Source organism: Rathayibacter sp. VKM Ac-2759, assembly GCF_009834225.1.
Taxonomy (GTDB): Bacteria; Actinomycetota; Actinomycetes; order Actinomycetales; family Microbacteriaceae; genus Rathayibacter.
In genome coordinates, this window is the sequence record NZ_CP047176.1 from 1,496,983 (window position 1) to 1,514,693 (window position 17,711).

Below are 17,711 nucleotides of genomic sequence, written 5' to 3' on the forward strand. Positions count from 1 at the left end.
CGCCTGACCGGCCCGCGCCCCCGCACGGACTAGGCTCTCGGGCATGACTTTTTCCGTGGCGGTGGCCGGGGCGAGCGGGTACGCGGGCGGCGAGCTGCTGCGCCTGCTCGCCGATCACCCGGAGTTCGAGGTGCGCACGGTGACGGCGCACGCCAACGCCGGGCAGCCGCTCGTCGCGGTGCACCCGCACCTGCGCTCGCTGCGCGATCTCGTCCTCGTCGACACCTCGACCGAGAACCTGCTGGGGCACGACATCGTCTTCCTCGCCCTCCCGCACGGCAAGTCCGGTGAGATCACGGCGACCCTGCCCGACGAGGTGCTCGTCGTCGACTGCGGTGCCGACCACCGTCTGACCGACGAGCAGGACTGGGCCGACTACTACGGCGGCGAGTTCGCGGGCGCCTGGCCGTACGGCCTCCCCGAGCTCCTCCTCGCGGGGGGTGGCCGCAAGCAGCGCGACGTCCTCGCGGGAGTGCGGCGCATCGCCGTCCCCGGCTGCAACGTCACCGCGATCACCCTGGGGCTCGCGCCGGGGCTCCACGCGGGCGTCATCGAGCCCTCCGATCTGGTGTCGGTGCTGGCCGTCGGCCCGTCGGGCGCGGGCAAGAGCCTGCGCACCGACCTGCTCGCGAGCGAGCTGCTCGGCTCCGCGCACGCCTACGGGATCGGAGGCGCGCACCGCCACAATCCCGAGATCCGGCAGAACCTGGTGCTCGCCGGTGCCGGACCGGTCTCGATCTCGTTCACCCCGGTCCTCGTGCCGATGTCCCGCGGCATCCTCGCGACGTCGACCGCGCGCCTCGCGCCCGGAGTCTCCGCCGCCGATGTGCGCGCGGCGTGGGAGGCGGCGTACGGCGACGAGACGTTCGTGCAGCTGCTCCCGGAGGGGTCGTTCCCGCGGACCGCGGACGTGGTCGGCGCGAACACCGCCCTGATCGGCCTGGCCGTCGACGAGCGCGCTCGGCGCGTCGTCGCGGTGACGGCGATCGACAATCTCGTGAAGGGCACGGCGGGAGCCGCGATCCAGTCGACCAACATCGCCCTGGGACTCCCCGAGTCGCTCGGCCTCAGCGTGAACGGAGTCGCGCCGTGAGCGTCACCGCAGCAGCAGGATTCGAGGCGGCGGGGGTCGTCGCGGGCCTCAAGTCGACCGGAGCCCGCGATGTCGCGCTCGTGCGCAACCTCGGTCCGCTCCAGAACGCGGCGGCCGTCTTCACGAGCAACCGCTGCAAGGCGAACCCGGTGCTGTGGAGCGAGCAGGTCATGCGCGACGGCACCGTCGCGGCGATCGTCCTCAACTCCGGCGGCGCGAACTGCTACACCGGCGCGAAGGGCTTCCAGGTCACCCACAGCACGGCCGAGCTGGTCGGCGAGACGCTCGGCGTGTCGGCCGGAGACGTCCTCGTCTGCTCGACGGGTCTCATCGGGGATCAGCTCGACCTCGGCAGGATCACGAACGGGGTGACGGAGGCGGCGGCATCGCTCCCCGGCGCGACGGGCGTCGACGACGGCGAGGCCGCGGCGCGCGCCATCATGACGACCGACACCGTCCCGAAGCAGTCGACCGTGCGGTCGGAGCAGGGCTGGAGCGTCGGCGGGATGGCCAAAGGCGCGGGCATGCTCGCTCCGGGCCTCGCGACCATGCTCGTCGTCATCACCACCGACGCCGATCTCGACTCCGCCGACCTCGATACGGCCCTGCGCGCCTCGACGCGCGTGACGTTCGACCGCCTCGACTCGGACGGGTGCATGTCGACGAACGACACCGTCGCCCTCCTCGCGAGCGGGGCGAGCGGCGTGCGGCCGAGCGCGGACGACTTCACGGCCGCCCTCACCGAGGTGTGCCGCGACCTGACGCTGCAGCTGCAGGCCGATGCGGAGGGCGCCGCGCACGACGTCGCCATCCGCGTCGTGAACGCCGCCTCGGAGGACGAGGCGGTCGTCGTCGCGCGCGCCGTCTCGCGCAGCAACCTCTTCAAGGCGGCGATCTTCGGCAACGACCCCAACTGGGGCCGGGTCCTGGCCGCGGTCGGCACGACCGACGCGGAGTTCGACCCGTACGGGATCGACGTCGCGATGAACGGGGTCCAGGTCTGCCGGGCCGGCGAGCCGTTCGAGAGCCGCGACCTCGTCGACCTCGCGCCGCGGAAGGTGGCGGTCGACATCGATCTGCACGCCGGCGACGCGACCGCGACGATCTGGACCAACGACCTCACGCACGACTACGTGCACGAGAACTCCGCCTACTCGAGCTGAGCGAGCGATGACCGACGAGAATCACACGGAGGCCGAGAGCCTGGCGCTGCGCGACGCCGCGGCCGCCAAGGCCGGCACTCTGATCGAGGCGCTGCCGTGGCTGCAGCGCTTCCACGGCCGCACGATGGTGATCAAGTTCGGCGGCAACGCCATGGTCTCCGAGGAGCTCCAGCGCGCCTTCGCGCAGGACATCGTCTACCTGCGCTACGCCGGGATCCGGCCGGTCGTCGTCCACGGCGGCGGCCCGCAGATCTCGAGGATGCTCGACCGGCTCGGGATCGCGAGCGAGTTCCGGGGCGGCTACCGGGTGACGAGCCCGGAGGCGATGGAGGTCGTGCGGATGGTGCTCACGGGCAGCATCAGCCGCGACATCGTCCGGAGGATCAACGAGCACGGCCCGCTCGCCGCGGGGATCTCGGGGGAGGACGCCGGCCTCTTCGTCGGTCGCCGCCGCGGAGTGCTCCTCGACGGCGTCGAGCACGACCTGGGGCTGGTCGGCGACGTCGTCGCGGTCGACCCGGCCGCCGTCCTCGCGCAGCTCGAGGCGGGCCGCATCCCGGTCGTCTCGTCGATCGCGCCCGACTCCGACGACCCGACGCAGTCGCTCAACGTCAATGCCGACGCCGCGGCCGCTGCCCTCGCCGTCGCCCTCGGCGCCGAGAAGCTCGTGATCCTCACCGATGTCGCCGGCCTCTACTCCGACTGGCCGAACCGCGACTCCCTCGTCTCGCGCCTCGATTCGGACGAGCTGACGGCACTGCTGCCCTCGCTCGAGTCGGGGATGATCCCCAAGATGACGGCGTGCCTGGACGCGGTGCTCGGCGGCGTGCCGAAGGCCGCGATCATCGACGGCCGCGTGCCGCACTCGATCCTGCTCGAGGTCTTCACCTCGGAGGGGATCGGCACCGAGGTCGTGGCGTCCGAGAACCGGGAGCGAATGTCGGGCCGCTGATCCGCAGCGGCCCCGGCTCCGAGCGCCCGCCCGACAGGGGAGGGGCGCACCGACGGCCCACGAGGCCGGACCGCTCCGATCGAAAGGCTCGACAGATGACCACCGATACCGCCGACACCGCGACCGATCGGACCGACGCGGCGCGCGGGCGCTACGCCTCGGCGATGATGCGGACGTTCGCTCCGCCGCTCGCGGTGCTGGAGCGCGGGCAGGGCTGCCGGGTCTGGGACGTCGACGGGCGCGAGTACCTCGACTTCCTCGGCGGCATCGCCGTCAACTCGCTCGGTCACGCGCACCCCGTCTTCGTCGAGGCCGTCAGCCGTCAGGCCGGCAGCCTCGCGCACGTGTCGAACTACTTCGCGACGGCACCGCAGATCGAGCTCGCCGAGACCCTGCGGAGGCTGACCGGCGCCGGCGACGCGGGTCGCGTCTACTTCGCGAACTCGGGCACCGAGGCCAACGAGGCCGCGTTCAAGCTGGCGCGCCTCAACTCCGGCGGCGGCCGGCACCGCCTCCTCGCGCTGCACAACGCCTTCCACGGCCGCACGATGGGTGCGCTCGCGCTCACCGGCAAGGCCGCGATGCGGGCGCCGTTCGAGCCGATGCCCGGGGGAGTCGAGCACATCGACGCGACCCTGGAGGCGCTCGAGGCGGCGATCGACGACTCCGTCGCCGCGCTCGTCGTCGAGCCGATCCAGGGGGAGGCGGGTGTCATCCCGCTGCCCGACGGCTTCCTCGAGCGCGCTCGCGAGCTGACCCGGGAGCACGGCGCGCTCCTGATCGTCGACGAGATCCAGACGGGTGTCGGCCGCACGGGCAGCTGGTTCGCCTACCAGCGCTCCGGCGTATCGCCGGACGCGGTGACCCTCGCCAAGGGGCTGGGCGGAGGATTCCCGATCGGCGCGCTGGTGACCTTCGGCGAGGCGTCCGCGCTGTTCCAGAAGGGCCAGCACGGCAGCACCTTCGGCGGCAACCCGCTGGCCACGGCGGTCGCCGGCGCGGTGCTCGGCGAGATCGAGCGGGCGGGTCTGCTCCGCAACGCGAGCGAGCGCGGCGAGCAGATCACGCGCGCCGTCCTCGCGATCGGCTCGCCGCTGATCGACTCCGTCCGCGGCGCCGGGCTCCTGCTCGGCCTCGCCCTCACCGAGCCGGTCGCCGGCGCCCTCGCCGCGGCGGCTCTCGAGGAGGGCCTCATCGTCAACGCGGCGAACGACTCGAGCATCCGGCTCGCCCCGCCGCTCATCGTCTCCGCCGCCGAGGTCGACGAGTTCGCCGACCGCCTCGCCCGCGCACTCCGCGCGCTGAGCCTCTGACCCGACCGACCACCCCGATCGAAAGCGAACCGCACCCGTGACCCGCCACTTCCTCCGTGACGACGACATCAGCCCCGCCGAGCAGGCCGAGATCCTCGATCTCGCGCTCGAGCTCAAGCGCGACCGCTTCTCGCGCACGCCCCTCGCGGGCCCGCAGACCGTCGCGGTGATCTTCGACAAGTCGTCGACCCGCACCCGGGTGTCCTTCGCGGTCGGCATCGCCGACCTCGGCGGGAGCCCCCTGATCATCTCGACGGCCAGCAGTCAGCTCGGCGGCAAGGAGACCGCGTCCGACACGGCGCGGGTCCTCGAGCGCCAGGTCGCGGCCATCGTCTGGCGCACCTACGCGCAGTCCGGTCTCGAGCAGATGGCGGAGGGGACCCGCGTCCCGGTCGTCAACGCGCTGTCGGACGAGTTCCACCCCTGCCAGCTGCTCGCCGATCTGCTCACCATCCGCGAGCACCGCGGGCGGCTCGCCGGCCTGACGCTGACCTTCTTCGGCGACGGAGCGAGCAACATGGCGCACTCGTACCTGCTGGCCGGAGCGACGGCGGGCATGCACGTCCGCATCGTGTCGCCCGACTCCTACGCTCCGGACCCCGCCGTGCTGGCCGACGCCCAGCGCATCGCCGCGACCACCGGAGGATCCGCGACGACCACCACCGACCCCGCAGCGGGTGCCGCCGGCTCCGACATCGTGATCACCGACACCTGGGTGTCGATGGGCAAGGAGGAGGAGAAGGCCGCCCGCGTCGCGACCTTCGGCGACTACCGCGTCGACGCGGCGACGATGGCCGCGGCCGAGCCCGACGCCCTCTTCCTGCACTGCCTCCCGGCCGATCGCGGCTACGAGGTGACCGCCGACGTGATCGACGGCCCCCAGAGCGTGATCTGGGACGAGGCCGAGAACCGCCTGCACGCCCAGAAGGCGCTGCTGGTCTGGCTCCTGGAGCGGGCCGGCCGGCCGGACGCCGCTCACTAGACTCGACAGCCGATTCCGACGACGACCACTCGCGGCCTCGCGCTCCGGGGACGCAGACACCGAGGAGAACCATGACGGAACGACCCTCCGCCCGCGCAGGCGAGGCCGGCGCGCTCTGGGGCGGCCGGTTCGCCGGCGGCCCGTCGCCGGAGCTCGCCGCGCTCTCGAAGTCGACGCACTTCGACTGGCAGCTCGCCGAGTACGACATCGCCGGGTCCAGGGCCCACGCCCGAGCCCTCTCGGCGGCGGGCTACCTCGACGAGACCGAGCTGGCCGGGATGCTCGATGCGCTGGAGCGCCTCCGGATCGCCGTCGTCGACGGGAGCTTCCGCGCCGAGGAGTCCGACGAGGACGTGCACGGCGCTCTCGAGCGCGGACTGATGATCGAGGCCGGGCCCGAGCTCGGCGGCAAGCTGCGGGCCGGCCGCTCGCGCAACGACCAGATCGCGACCTTCGTGCGGATGTACCTCCGCGACCACGCCGCCGTCATCGCCGAGCTGGTGGTGCAGCTCATCGACGCCGTCGCCGCGCAGGCGTCGGCGCACCCCTCGGCGATCATGCCCGGGCGCACGCATCTGCAGCACGCGCAGCCGGTGCTGCTCGCGCACCACCTGCTCGCTCACGCGTGGGCGCTGCTGCGCGACCTCGAACGGCTCCGCGACTGGGCCGTGCGCGCCGACGTCTCCCCCTACGGGTCGGGCGCGCTCGCCGGCTCGACCCTCGGCCTCGATGCCGAGGCGGTCGCCCGCGAGCTCGGCTTCGCCGCGAGCGTCCCCAACTCGATCGACGGCACCGCGAGCCGCGACCTGGTGGCCGAGTTCGCGTTCGTCGCCGCGATGATCGGCGTCGACGTCTCGCGGATCGCCGAGGAGATCATCCTCTGGAACACCCGCGAGTTCGCCTTCGTCACGCTCGACGACGGTTACTCGACCGGGTCGTCGATCATGCCGCAGAAGAAGAACCCCGACATCGCCGAGCTGGCGCGCGGCAAGGCGGGACGGCTCCTCGGCAACCTCACCGGGCTGCTCGCCACGCTGAAGGCGCTCCCGCTCGCGTACAACCGCGACCTGCAGGAGGACAAGGAGCCGGTCTTCGACTCGGTGACCACGCTCGAAGTGCTGCTGCCCGCGTTCAGCGGCATGATCGCGACCCTCACCTTCCACACCGAGCGCATGGCGGAGCTCGCCCCCCAGGGCTACTCGCTCGCGACGGACGTGGCGGAGTGGCTCGTGAAGAAGCACGTGCCGTTCCGGGACGCGCACGAGATCACGGGTGAGCTGGTGAAGGCGGCGGAGTCGCGCGGTCTGGGTCTCGAGGAGCTCGACGACGCGGCGCTCGCCGCGGTGTCGCCGCTGCTGACGCCGGACGTCCGCTCGGTGCTCAGCATCGAGGGCTCCGTCGCCAGCCGGGACGGAGTCGGCGGCACGGCTCCGGCCCGCGTGGCGGAGCAGCTCGCGCAGCTCACCGAGCGCGTCCGGGTCGTCCGCGCCGCAGTCCGGGGGGACGCCTCGTGACGCTCCGCAAGGACGACGGCCAGGACGACGGGCGTCCTCCGCTGCGCCCCTGGGCTCAGCGCACCCTCGTCGTCGTCGCCGCGGTCGTCATCATCGCGGTGATCATCGTCACGATCGTCTCCGGGCAGAGCTTCTTCTAGCGTGGTCGGCTCGGGCGGGATGCTGCCGGATCTGTCGCGGTCGGCCGTCGAAGCGGCGCCCGAGCTGCTGGGCTGCACCCTGCTCCACCGGACGGAGGACGGCGTCGTCGGCGTGCGGCTGACCGAGGTGGAGGCGTACCTCGGGCCGGGAGCGGATCCGGGATCGCACAGCTTCCGCGGGCCGACCGCGCGCACCCTGCCGATGTTCGGTCCTCCCGGCACCGTGTACGCGTACTTCACCTACGGGATGCACACCTGCCTCAATCTCGTGTGCGCTCCGGAGGGGTCCGCCTCGGCGGTCCTGCTGCGCGCGGGGGAGATCGTCGTGGGCGAGGAGCTGGCCCGCGCGCGCCGGGGCGACGTGCCGCCCCGCGACCTCGCGAAAGGGCCGGCACGGCTGGCGAAGGCGCTCGGGGTGCTGCTCGCCGAGTCGGGCGACCCGATGGAGCGGAGCTTCGAGCTGCTGCCGCCCGAGCGCCGGGGCACGGTCGTCGCGACCGAGCGCACCGGTGTCTCGGGCCCCGGGGGCGGAGCCGAGTACCCGTGGCGCTTCCACCTGCAGGGCGAGCCGACGGTGTCGCCCTACCGCCGGGCGGTGCCGCGCCGGCGGGCCGGGGATCAGCCGGCGAGGTAGAGCCGGGCGAGCGTCCCGAGCGCCGCCGACCAGGTGAGGCTCGCCAGGGTGCCGATGATGAACCGCTCGCGCGCCTCGGGTGACGCCAGCTCGCTGAACCGGCCGACGCCCTTCACCGCCACGACGACCGCGACGCCCTCGGGCAGCCCGCTCATCAGCGCGCCCGCCGTCGCGATGCGCTCGAGCACGCCGATGGTGGTCCCGCCCCGCAGCACCTCGATCGGCTGGCCGATCGCGGTGGGGGAACCGGGTGCGGCGGAGGGGCGCTGCAGCGGGCCGGCGATCATGATGCCGCCGTGCGTGCCGCTCCGGGAGTCGGTGGTGGCGAGGTCGAGGGTCATCAGGACGACGGGGCCGCCGCCGAGGACGGCGGTCGCGAAGGCCAGCACGGCGACGGTGAGCGCCAGGACCGGGGGAGCGGCCGTGCCGGCGAGGCCGGTGAGGAGGAGGGCCGCCGCGGTGGCGCCCACGCTGATCCAGGCGAGGTGGGGACGGCTCGACCGGAGGGCGAGCACCGCCCCGACGACTCCGGCGACGAGGGCCAGCACCACACCCGTCCAGGAGGCGGACTGCACAGCGGCGGCCAGGGCGCCGGTCAGGGAAGCGGGGAGCACCGTCATCGCTCGTTCCTCTCGTCGATGGGGTCGAGCGTACGGTCGACCACCGTCAGCAGGCGCGCGAGAGCGTCGGCGGCGGGCCGGTCGAGTCGCGCATCGGCGGCGCGCACCCGGAGGCTCACCGCCTGGGGGCTGATGGACAGGTGCGCCGCCGCGTCCTTCTGCGACTGACCGGACTCGAGCAGGTCGACGATCTCCCACCCCGCAGCGGTGCGCGAATCGCGCAGTCGCAGCAGCGGGTCGAGCAGCGCCTGCGCGTCGGCGACGGAGGGGAACGGCGCGGCGGGGGAGTCGGGGTCGAGCGACAGCCGGCTCGGCCGGGTCTTCGCCGCCTCGACGGCCCGCCGGGCGGCGAAGTACGCTTCGCCGCGGGCGGCCCGCGTCGACGTCGGCAGCGGACCCTCGATGCGCCCGATCCCCAGCCCGATGCTCCAGTGCGCCTGCCGGTGCAGAGTCAGGAGCACCTCGACAGCGGCCTCGGCCCGGTCGAGCACGAACTGGAACTCGTCTCCCGCCGTCCGCTCTGGCGGGAGGACGAACGCGTCGCGGTGCTCGGCGAGCAGCCCCGCGATCGCGCGCTCGACGCGGTCGTCGTCGTGACGGCTGTCCCGCTGGTCGGCGGTGATGACGAACATGGTCGACCTCCTCCATCAAGTATCAGGACTTGATCTCAGACAATCAAGCCTCTGAGCTTCATTCGAACCCGGGCGGACCGCTGCGCCGCGCTACCCTCAGAGGGTGACAGACGAGCAGACCCGAGGATCCTCGACGACTCCCGCCCTGGACGAGTCCTTCGACACCGTCTGGGACGAGCTGCTCTGGCGGGGCTCCGTGCACGTCTCCACCGACCCGGTCGCCCTGCGCGCCCTCCTCGCCGGCGAGCCGATCACCTACTACTGCGGGTTCGACCCCACGGCGCCCAGCCTGCACCTCGGCAACCTCGTGCAGCTGATCCTGATGCGCCGCCTGCAGCTCGCCGGCCACCGGCCCCTCGGTCTCGTGGGCGGATCGACCGGGTTGATCGGCGATCCCCGGCCCACGGCCGAGCGCACCCTGAACTCCCGCGAGACCGTGCACGACTGGGTGGTCCGCCTCCAGGCGCAGGTGTCGCGCTTCCTGGCGGTCGACGGCGAGAACGCGATGCGCCTGGTGAACAACCTCGACTGGACGGCTCCGCTCTCGGCGATCGACTTCCTCCGCGAGATCGGCAAGCACTTCCGGGTCGGCACGATGCTGAAGAAGGACGCGGTCAGCGCCCGCCTGAACTCGGACGCGGGGATCAGCTACACCGAGTTCAGCTACCAGATCCTGCAGGGGATGGACTTCCTCGAGCTGTACCGCCAGTACGGCTGCGTCCTGCAGACCGGCGGCAGCGACCAGTGGGGCAACCTCACGAGCGGGACGGATCTGATCCACCGCGCGGAGGGGGTGTCGGTCCACGCGATCGGGACGCCTCTGGTGATGAACAGCGATGGGACCAAGTTCGGCAAGAGCGAGGGCAACGCCGTCTGGCTCGACCCGGAGCTCACGAGCCCGTACGCGTTCTACCAGTTCTGGCTCAACACGGACGATCGCGATGCGGTCGACCGCCTCAAGACCTTCACCTTCCTCACCCGCGCCGAGATCGAGCGGCTCGAGCAGGCCGCCGTCGAGGCTCCGTTCAAGCGGGAGGCGCAGCGCGCCCTCGCGTGGGAGGTGACGTCGCTCGTCCACGGTGACGCGGTGACGCAGGCCGTGGTCGACGCATCGGCCGCGCTGTTCGGGCGCGGTTCGCTGAGTGGGATCGACCCGGTGATCCTCCGGGGTGCGCTCGACGCGGTCCCGACCGTGGAGGTCGAGCCCGGCACGCCGGTGCTGCAGGCGTTCCTCGAGACGCGACTCGTCGCGAGCCTCGGGGAGGCGCGACGCGCACTGGCCCAGGGCGGGCTCTCGGTGAACAACGAGGTGGTCGCGGAGGAGTCGCTCGTGCTGGGCGACCTCCCCCTGATCGACGGCATCGCGGTGCTGCGCCGGGGCAAGAAGAGCTTCGCCGGCGCGTTCGTCCAGTAGGAGCCCCGCGGCGACACGCCCGGGACGCGAGCGATTTGCAGCCCCGCGAAACATCGACGTAATGTAACTCCTCGTCACCCCAAAGGAGCGGCGAGCGAGAGTCGGACGCAGAGCGTCGAGACCCGCTGGCCCACCTCAAGCGGGGACCATCCCCTCACTCCACATCCTGTTAGAGGTTCGCCTCTTGATGGTGACGGATCGTGAGCGTACGATGTAAAGCCTCCGCTGGACCTCTGGTCCGGGCTTCGGTGCGGCACGCAGAGCTTCACGCTCCTCGTTCAGCACGATGCGGCGCTCAGATCCTCGGATCGCGGCGCTGAGCATCACGAAGACGCCGACTTGACACGGCCTGCGGATGTGCTAACTTATACAAGTTGCCACGGCGGCGCAAAGAACTTCGGTTCTGACAAACGTAGCCTGAACGGCAGCCACAATCAAATCAAGAGCCTCGGCTCCTGATGCAACACTCTTCGATCACTCTCGTTGTGAAGCGCTTTCTTTGGGCGTGGAGGCGGGGTGTGTCCGATTCTTGAGAACTCAACAGCGTGCACTATGTTCAATGCCAAATTATATAACCTCGGCCATTGATTCTGTTTCAGCCTTTCGGGGTTGATTCGGTTGATTGGTTGGGTTCCTTTGGAAATTGATGTCAGTAATGACGTCTTATTTGCTAGAGGTCAAACTTGACTTCCTTCTCTTCGGGGTTGGTTGTCGTAATTTTTTTACGGAGAGTTTGATCCTGGCTCAGGACGAACGCTGGCGGCGTGCTTAACACATGCAAGTCGAACGATGAAGCCCAGCTTGCTGGGTGGATTAGTGGCGAACGGGTGAGTAACACGTGAGTAACCTGCCCTTGACTCTGGGATAAGCGCTGGAAACGGCGTCTAATACCGGATACGACCTGCCCCGGCATCGGGTGCGGGTGGAAAGTTTTTCGGTCAAGGATGGACTCGCGGCCTATCAGCTTGTTGGTGAGGTAATGGCTCACCAAGGCGACGACGGGTAGCCGGCCTGAGAGGGTGACCGGCCACACTGGGACTGAGACACGGCCCAGACTCCTACGGGAGGCAGCAGTGGGGAATATTGCACAATGGGCGAAAGCCTGATGCAGCAACGCCGCGTGGGGGATGACGGCCTTCGGGTTGTAAACCTCTTTTAGTAGGGAAGAAGGACTTCGGTTTGACGGTACCTGCAGAAAAAGCACCGGCTAACTACGTGCCAGCAGCCGCGGTAATACGTAGGGTGCAAGCGTTGTCCGGAATTATTGGGCGTAAAGAGCTCGTAGGCGGTTTGTCGCGTCTGCTGTGAAAACCCGAGGCTCAACCTCGGGCCTGCAGTGGGTACGGGCAGACTAGAGTGCGGTAGGGGAGAATGGAATTCCTGGTGTAGCGGTGGAATGCGCAGATATCAGGAGGAACACCGATGGCGAAGGCAGTTCTCTGGGCCGTAACTGACGCTGAGGAGCGAAAGCATGGGGAGCGAACAGGATTAGATACCCTGGTAGTCCATGCCGTAAACGTTGGGCGCTAGATGTGGGGACCTTTCCACGGTTTCCGTGTCGCAGCTAACGCATTAAGCGCCCCGCCTGGGGAGTACGGCCGCAAGGCTAAAACTCAAAGGAATTGACGGGGGCCCGCACAAGCGGCGGAGCATGCGGATTAATTCGATGCAACGCGAAGAACCTTACCAAGGCTTGACATATACCGGAAACTTCCAGAAATGGTTGCCCCGCAAGGTCGGTATACAGGTGGTGCATGGTTGTCGTCAGCTCGTGTCGTGAGATGTTGGGTTAAGTCCCGCAACGAGCGCAACCCTCGTTCTATGTTGCCAGCACGTCATGGTGGGAACTCATAGGAGACTGCCGGGGTCAACTCGGAGGAAGGTGGGGATGACGTCAAATCATCATGCCCCTTATGTCTTGGGCTTCACGCATGCTACAATGGCCGGTACAAAGGGCTGCGATACCGCAAGGTGGAGCGAATCCCAAAAAGCCGGTCTCAGTTCGGATTGAGGTCTGCAACTCGACCTCATGAAGTCGGAGTCGCTAGTAATCGCAGATCAGCAACGCTGCGGTGAATACGTTCCCGGGCCTTGTACACACCGCCCGTCAAGTCATGAAAGTCGGTAACACCCGAAGCCAGTGGCCTAACCGCAAGGAGGGAGCTGTCGAAGGTGGGATCGGTGATTAGGACTAAGTCGTAACAAGGTAGCCGTACCGGAAGGTGCGGCTGGATCACCTCCTTTCTAAGGAGCATCTGGACACGGCGCTCCTCGGAGCGTGTCGGTTCCAGGCGCCAGATCAAAGCGAATGTCTTTGCTGGTAGCTCATGGGTGGAACATTGAACTAGGTGCTCGGTGAGATTCGTCTCGTGTCAGTACAGCCTTCGGGTTGGGAACGCACGGACGGGTGGAGTCGGGTACATGCACGCTGTTGGGTCCTGAGGGACCGGGCCGGCTGCTTCTTCGGGAGCAGCTCGGGTCTGAACCTTCTGGATCCTTTTCTCATGCCTGGGTGCATGGGGGAGGGATACCGCCCGTATTTTGAGAACTACACAGTGGACGCGAGCATCTTAGATTCGGCACCCTTGCAGGTGTCGGATCGACAAGATTCGCATGGCGCGGCTTTCGGGCTGCGGTCATGCAAATCATTGGATCTGCAACTTTTCGAGTTGTAGTTTCTTAACTCATGTGATTAGCAAGTTCATAAGAGCAAACGGTGAATGCCTTGGCATCTGGAGCCGAAGAAGGACGTCGTAATCTGCGATAAGCCTCGGGGAGCTGATAAACGAGCTGTGATCCGAGGATTTCCGAATGGGGAAACCCCGCCAGGCCCCTTGTGGTGACCTGGTGACTCCCGCCTGAATATATAGGGCGGGTAGAGGGAACGTGGGGAAGTGAAACATCTCAGTACCCACAGGAAGAGAAAACAACAGTGATTCCGTTAGTAGTGGCGAGCGAACGCGGAAGAGGCTAAACCGAGCCATGTGTGATACCCGGCAGGGGTTGCATGGTCGGGGTTGTGGGACTTTTCGTCGTGTTCTGCCGAGCACGGAACGTTACAGCGCATCATAGACGAACAGGTTTGAATGCCTGGCCAGAGCGGGTGCGAGCCCCGTAGTCGAAATGGTGTTATGGCGTGAAGAGTATCCCAAGTAGCACGGGGCCCGAGAAATCCCGTGTGAATCCGTCAGGACCACCTGATAAGCCTAAATACTCCCAGATGACCGATAGCGGACAAGTACCGTGAGGGAAAGGTGAAAAGTACCCCGGGAGGGGAGTGAAATAGTACCTGAAACCGTTTGCTTACAAACCGTCGGAGCCTCCTTGTAGGGGTGACGGCGTGCCTTTTGAAGAATGAGCCTGCGAGTTAGTGCTCTGTGGCGAGGTTAACCCGAGTGGGGCAGCCGTAGCGAAAGCGAGTCCGAATAGGGCGATTCAGTCGCAGGGTCTAGACCCGAAGCGAAGTGATCTATCCATGGCCAGGTTGAAGCGACGGTAAGACGTCGTGGAGGACCGAACCCACTTCAGTTGAAAATGGAGGGGATGAGCTGTGGATAGGGGTGAAAGGCCAATCAAACTTCGTGATAGCTGGTTCTCTCCGAAATGCATTTAGGTGCAGCGTTGCGTGTTTCTTGCCGGAGGTAGAGCTACTGGATGGCCGATGGGGCCCAAAAGCTTACTGACGTCAGCCAAACTCCGAATGCCGGTAAGTGAGAGCGCAGCAGTGAGACTGTGGGGGATAAGCTTCATAGTCGAGAGGGAAACAACCCAGACCACCAACTAAGGTCCCTAAGCGCGTGCTAAGTGGGAAAGGATGTGGAGTTGCACAGACAACCAGGAGGTTGGCTTAGAAGCAGCCACCCTTGAAAGAGTGCGTAATAGCTCACTGGTCAAGTGATTCCGCGCCGACAATGTAACGGGGCTCAAGCACGCCACCGAAGTTGTGGCATTGACATTAGTGGTAGGCCTTCGTGGTCCAGCCGTGTTGATGGGTAGGAGAGCGTCGTGTGGCGAGTGAAGCGGCGGTGTGAACCAGCCGTGGACGCCACACGAGTGAGAATGCAGGCATGAGTAGCGAAAGACGGGTGAGAAACCCGTCCTCCGGAAGACCAAGGGTTCCAGGGTCAAGCTAATCTTCCCTGGGTAAGTCGGGACCTAAGGCGAGGCCGACAGGCGTAGTCGATGGACAACGGGTTGATATTCCCGTACCGGCGAAGAACCGCCCAAGACAATCCAGTAGTGCTAAGTATCTGAATCCCTTTGATGGATCCCTTCGGGGTGAAGCGTTGGGCCTAGCGTACGACCCCATGCTGGTGCGTTTAGCGTATTAACAGGTGTGACGCAGGAAGGTAGCCGAGCCGGGCGATGGTTGTCCCGGTCTAAGGATGTAGGGCGAACGATAGGCAAATCCGTCGTTCACACAGCCTGAGATCTGATGGGTAGACGCAAGTCGAAATCGGTGATCCTATGCTGCCAAGAAAAGCATCGACGCGAGGTTCTAGCTGCCCGTACCCCAAACCGACTCAGGTGGTCAGGTAGAGAATACTAAGGAGATCGAGAGAATCGTGGTTAAGGAACTCGGCAAAATGCCCCCGTAACTTCGGGAGAAGGGGGGCCTGAGGCGTGAACGGACTTGCTCCGGGAGCGTTCGATGGCCGCAGAGACCAGTGGGAAGCGACTGTTTACTAAAAACACAGGTCCGTGCTAAGTCGCAAGACGATGTATACGGACTGACGCCTGCCCGGTGCTGGAAGGTTAAGAGGAACGGTTAGCCGCAAGGCGAAGCTGAGAATTTAAGCCCCAGTAAACGGCGGTGGTAACTATAACCATCCTAAGGTAGCGAAATTCCTTGTCGGGTAAGTTCCGACCTGCACGAATGGCGTAACGACTTCCCAGCTGTCTCAACCGCGAACTCGGCGAAATTGCATTACGAGTAAAGATGCTCGTTACGCGCAGCAGGACGGAAAGACCCCGTGACCTTTACTATAGTTTGGTATTGGTGTTCGGTGTGGCTTGTGTAGGATAGGTGGGAGACTGTGAAGCGGGCACGCTAGTGTTCGTGGAGTCATTGTTGAAATACCACTCTGGTCACTCTGGATATCTAACTTCGAACCCTGATCGGGTTCAGGGACAGTGCCTGATGGGTAGTTTAACTGGGGCGGTTGCCTCCTAAAGAGTAACGGAGGCGCCCAAAGGTTCCCTCAACCTGGTTGGCAATCAGGTGGCGAGTGTAAGTGCACAAGGGAGCTTGACTGTGAGACTGACAAGTCGAGCAGGGACGAAAGTCGGGACTAGTGATCCGGCAGTGGCTTGTGGAAGCGCTGTCGCTCAACGGATAAAAGGTACCTCGGGGATAACAGGCTGATCTTGCCCAAGAGTCCATATCGACGGCATGGTTTGGCACCTCGATGTCGGCTCGTCGCATCCTGGGGCTGGAGTAGGTCCCAAGGGTTGGGCTGTTCGCCCATTAAAGCGGTACGCGAGCTGGGTTTAGAACGTCGTGAGACAGTTCGGTCCCTATCCGCTGCGCGCGCAGGAAATTTGAGAAGATCTATCCCTAGTACGAGAGGACCGGGATGGACGAACCTCTGGTGTGTCAGTTGTTCCGCCAGGAGCACCGCTGATTAGCTACGTTCGGAACGGATAACCGCTGAAAGCATCTAAGCGGGAAGCCGGCTTCGAGATGAGATTTCCATCCCTTCGGGGGAGAGGCTCCCAGCCAGACGACTGGGTTGATAGGCCGGATGTGGAAGACAGGACTAAAGACTGTCGGAGCTGACCGGTACTAATAAGCCGATAACTTGATAATCACTACACTCATACCGTTGTAAAGGCTGGTAGGAGTGGTCAGAGATTGCTTGCGTCCACTTTGTGGTTCCCAGAAGACGGGCACCCCACACAACCCTTTGCGGGAGTGTGGAACATAATTGAATACACGCACGGCGTGTAACCCCAGATTTGACCATCGGCCTTTGGGGCTGGTGTGTCGCCAGGGTTACGGCGGCCATAGCGAGAGGGAAACGCCCGGTCACATTCCGAACCCGGAAGCTAAGACTCTCAGCGCCGATGGTACTGCAGGGGGGACCCTGTGGGAGAGTAGGACACCGCCGGACACCATTCACGATGGCCACCCAGAAATGGGTGGCCATCGCTGTTTAACCAGCGATTCCGCGCGACCGACTCCGCACTCGATGACGAGCGCGGAAGGATGGAGCGGGACGTGGTTCTCGAAGAGACGTGGTTCTCGAAGGGCGAGGTGCGATGACGGACGAGCAGGAGACTCCAGCGGACGCGATCGACGGTCTCGTCGACCGCCTCGAGGTGATCGAGGACCAGCCTCTGCAGAGCAGAGCCGCCTCGTACTCGGAGCTCCAGGAGAGACTCCGCGTCCGCCTCGAGGGCGGGGACTCCCGACGATGAGCGAGTCCGATGACCTCCGTCTCGACACCGCTCTGGCCGAGCGCGGGATCGCGCGCTCCCGCACCCATGCGGCTCGCCTCATCGCCGACGGGCTGGTCACCGTCGACGGCGTGCCGGCGCCCAAGGCGTCGGTCCGCGTCCGCGCCGACCAGGACGTCGCCGTCGCCGGCCTCGATCACTACGTGAGCCGGGCCGCGCACAAGCTGCTCGGTGCGCTCGAGAGCTTCCCCACGGTGCGCGTCGCCGGCTCCCGCGCTCTCGATGTCGGGGCCTCGACCGGCGGCTTCTCGCAGGTGCTCCTGGAGCGCGGCGCCGCGTCCGTGATCGCTCTCGATGTCGGACACGCGCAGCTCGCACCGCGGATCAGGTCGGACGATCGCGTCCACGTCGTCGAGGGCTTCAACGCCCGGGACATGACGGCGGAGTCGCTGGCCGCCGCCTCGGGCTCGTCCGTGCCTCCCGACCTCGTGGTCTCGGACGTCTCCTTCATCTCGCTGGCGATGATCCTGCCGGCGGTCGCCTCCTCCGTCGACCCCGGCGCCGACTTCGTCGTGCTGATCAAGCCGCAGTTCGAGGTCGGCCGCACCGGGATCAAGGAGGGGATCGTGCGCGATCCGGAGCTCCGCAGGGAGGCGCTCTCGGACGTGCTCTGGTCGGCCTGGGACGTCGGGCTCGGTGTCGTCGGGCTCGCCGCCTCGCCTCTGCTGGGGAGCGCTGGGAATCACGAGTATCTCGCGCACCTCCACCGCGACCGCGGAACGATTCCGACAGAATGGAGGGACGCGGTCTCCGCGCTCACCACCGGATGACGCGACCGTGTCCGCCGCCGTCGAC

General features: G+C 66.6%; 13 protein-coding genes and 3 rRNA genes. 14 read left to right on the top strand and 2 right to left on the bottom strand.

Annotation, left to right across the window (positions count from 1 at the left end; all coding sequences use genetic code 11):
- The first annotated feature begins 43 nt into the window (after positions 1-43).
- The 8 genes from argC to GSU68_RS06900 all read left to right on the top strand — a co-directional run bounded on the left by argC (position 44) and on the right by GSU68_RS06900 (position 7,791).
- Positions 44-1,093 carry an N-acetyl-gamma-glutamyl-phosphate reductase gene (argC, locus tag GSU68_RS06865; protein ID WP_159906710.1) on the top strand — a complete coding sequence of 350 codons (1,050 nt, stop codon included), beginning with the start codon at positions 44-46 and terminating at the stop codon, positions 1,091-1,093.
- Entirely contained in the window at positions 1,090-2,256 is a 1,167-nt protein-coding gene (gene argJ / locus GSU68_RS06870) for a bifunctional glutamate N-acetyltransferase/amino-acid acetyltransferase ArgJ (RefSeq protein ID WP_159906712.1), read from the top strand. The genes argC and argJ overlap by 4 nt, the downstream gene beginning before the upstream one ends.
- 7 nt (positions 2,257-2,263) lie before the next feature.
- The gene (argB, locus tag GSU68_RS06875; RefSeq protein ID WP_159906714.1) at positions 2,264-3,208 is read left to right on the top strand and encodes an acetylglutamate kinase; all 945 of its coding nucleotides are present in this window, start codon (positions 2,264-2,266) and stop codon (positions 3,206-3,208) included.
- Positions 3,209-3,303: 95 nt separating this feature from the next.
- Positions 3,304-4,521 (top strand): acetylornithine transaminase, encoded by a 1,218-nt coding sequence (locus GSU68_RS06880; RefSeq protein WP_159906716.1) that lies wholly within the window; start codon positions 3,304-3,306, stop codon positions 4,519-4,521.
- Positions 4,522-4,558: 37 nt separating this feature from the next.
- Positions 4,559-5,503 carry an ornithine carbamoyltransferase gene (gene argF, locus GSU68_RS06885; protein ID WP_159906718.1) on the top strand — a complete coding sequence of 315 codons (945 nt, stop codon included), beginning with the start codon at positions 4,559-4,561 and terminating at the stop codon, positions 5,501-5,503.
- Between the two features lie 71 nt (positions 5,504-5,574).
- Positions 5,575-7,017: an argininosuccinate lyase gene (argH, locus tag GSU68_RS06890; RefSeq protein WP_159906720.1), complete on the top strand. Its 1,443-nt coding sequence runs from the start codon at positions 5,575-5,577 to the stop codon at positions 7,015-7,017.
- Complete coding sequence (locus tag GSU68_RS06895) at positions 7,014-7,157, top strand: hypothetical protein (protein WP_159906722.1); 144 nt, start codon at positions 7,014-7,016, stop codon at positions 7,155-7,157. The genes argH and GSU68_RS06895 overlap by 4 nt, the downstream gene beginning before the upstream one ends.
- Positions 7,158-7,176: 19 nt before the next feature.
- Positions 7,177-7,791 carry a DNA-3-methyladenine glycosylase gene (locus GSU68_RS06900; RefSeq protein ID WP_159906724.1) on the top strand — a complete coding sequence of 205 codons (615 nt, stop codon included), beginning with the start codon at positions 7,177-7,179 and terminating at the stop codon, positions 7,789-7,791.
- On the opposite strand, the gene GSU68_RS06905 is transcribed toward GSU68_RS06900, so the two are convergent.
- Both GSU68_RS06905 and GSU68_RS06910 read right to left on the bottom strand, forming a co-directional pair.
- Positions 7,776-8,411: a hypothetical protein gene (locus GSU68_RS06905; RefSeq protein ID WP_208544660.1), complete on the bottom strand. Its 636-nt coding sequence runs from the start codon at positions 8,409-8,411 to the stop codon at positions 7,776-7,778. The two genes, GSU68_RS06900 and GSU68_RS06905, sit on opposite strands and share 16 nt — an antisense overlap.
- Complete coding sequence (locus GSU68_RS06910) at positions 8,408-9,043, bottom strand: DNA-binding protein (RefSeq protein WP_208544661.1); 636 nt, start codon at positions 9,041-9,043, stop codon at positions 8,408-8,410. The genes GSU68_RS06905 and GSU68_RS06910 overlap by 4 nt, the downstream gene beginning before the upstream one ends.
- A 103-nt stretch (positions 9,044-9,146) precedes the next feature.
- Here GSU68_RS06910 and tyrS point away from each other — a divergent pair, with 103 nt between their 5' ends.
- The 6 genes from tyrS to GSU68_RS06935 all read left to right on the top strand — a co-directional run bounded on the left by tyrS (position 9,147) and on the right by GSU68_RS06935 (position 17,686).
- Positions 9,147-10,457, top strand: a complete 1,311-nt coding sequence (tyrS, locus tag GSU68_RS06915) for a tyrosine--tRNA ligase (protein WP_159906726.1) — start codon at positions 9,147-9,149, stop codon at positions 10,455-10,457.
- Between the two features lie 721 nt (positions 10,458-11,178).
- Positions 11,179-12,701 (top strand): 16S ribosomal RNA (locus GSU68_RS06920).
- Between the two features lie 449 nt (positions 12,702-13,150).
- Positions 13,151-16,266, top strand: a 23S ribosomal RNA gene (locus GSU68_RS06925).
- A 187-nt stretch (positions 16,267-16,453) separates the two neighbouring features.
- Positions 16,454-16,570 (top strand): 5S ribosomal RNA (rrf, locus tag GSU68_RS06930).
- The 16S, 23S and 5S rRNA genes sit together here, the layout of an rRNA operon.
- A 148-nt stretch (positions 16,571-16,718) precedes the next feature.
- Positions 16,719-16,877, top strand: coding sequence for a hypothetical protein (locus GSU68_RS19620; protein WP_167305279.1), 159 nt, complete (start codon positions 16,719-16,721; stop codon positions 16,875-16,877).
- Positions 16,874-17,686: a TlyA family RNA methyltransferase gene (locus tag GSU68_RS06935; RefSeq protein ID WP_159906728.1), complete on the top strand. Its 813-nt coding sequence runs from the start codon at positions 16,874-16,876 to the stop codon at positions 17,684-17,686. Before GSU68_RS19620 ends, GSU68_RS06935 begins: the two co-directional genes overlap by 4 nt.
- Positions 17,687-17,711 lie beyond the last annotated feature (25 nt).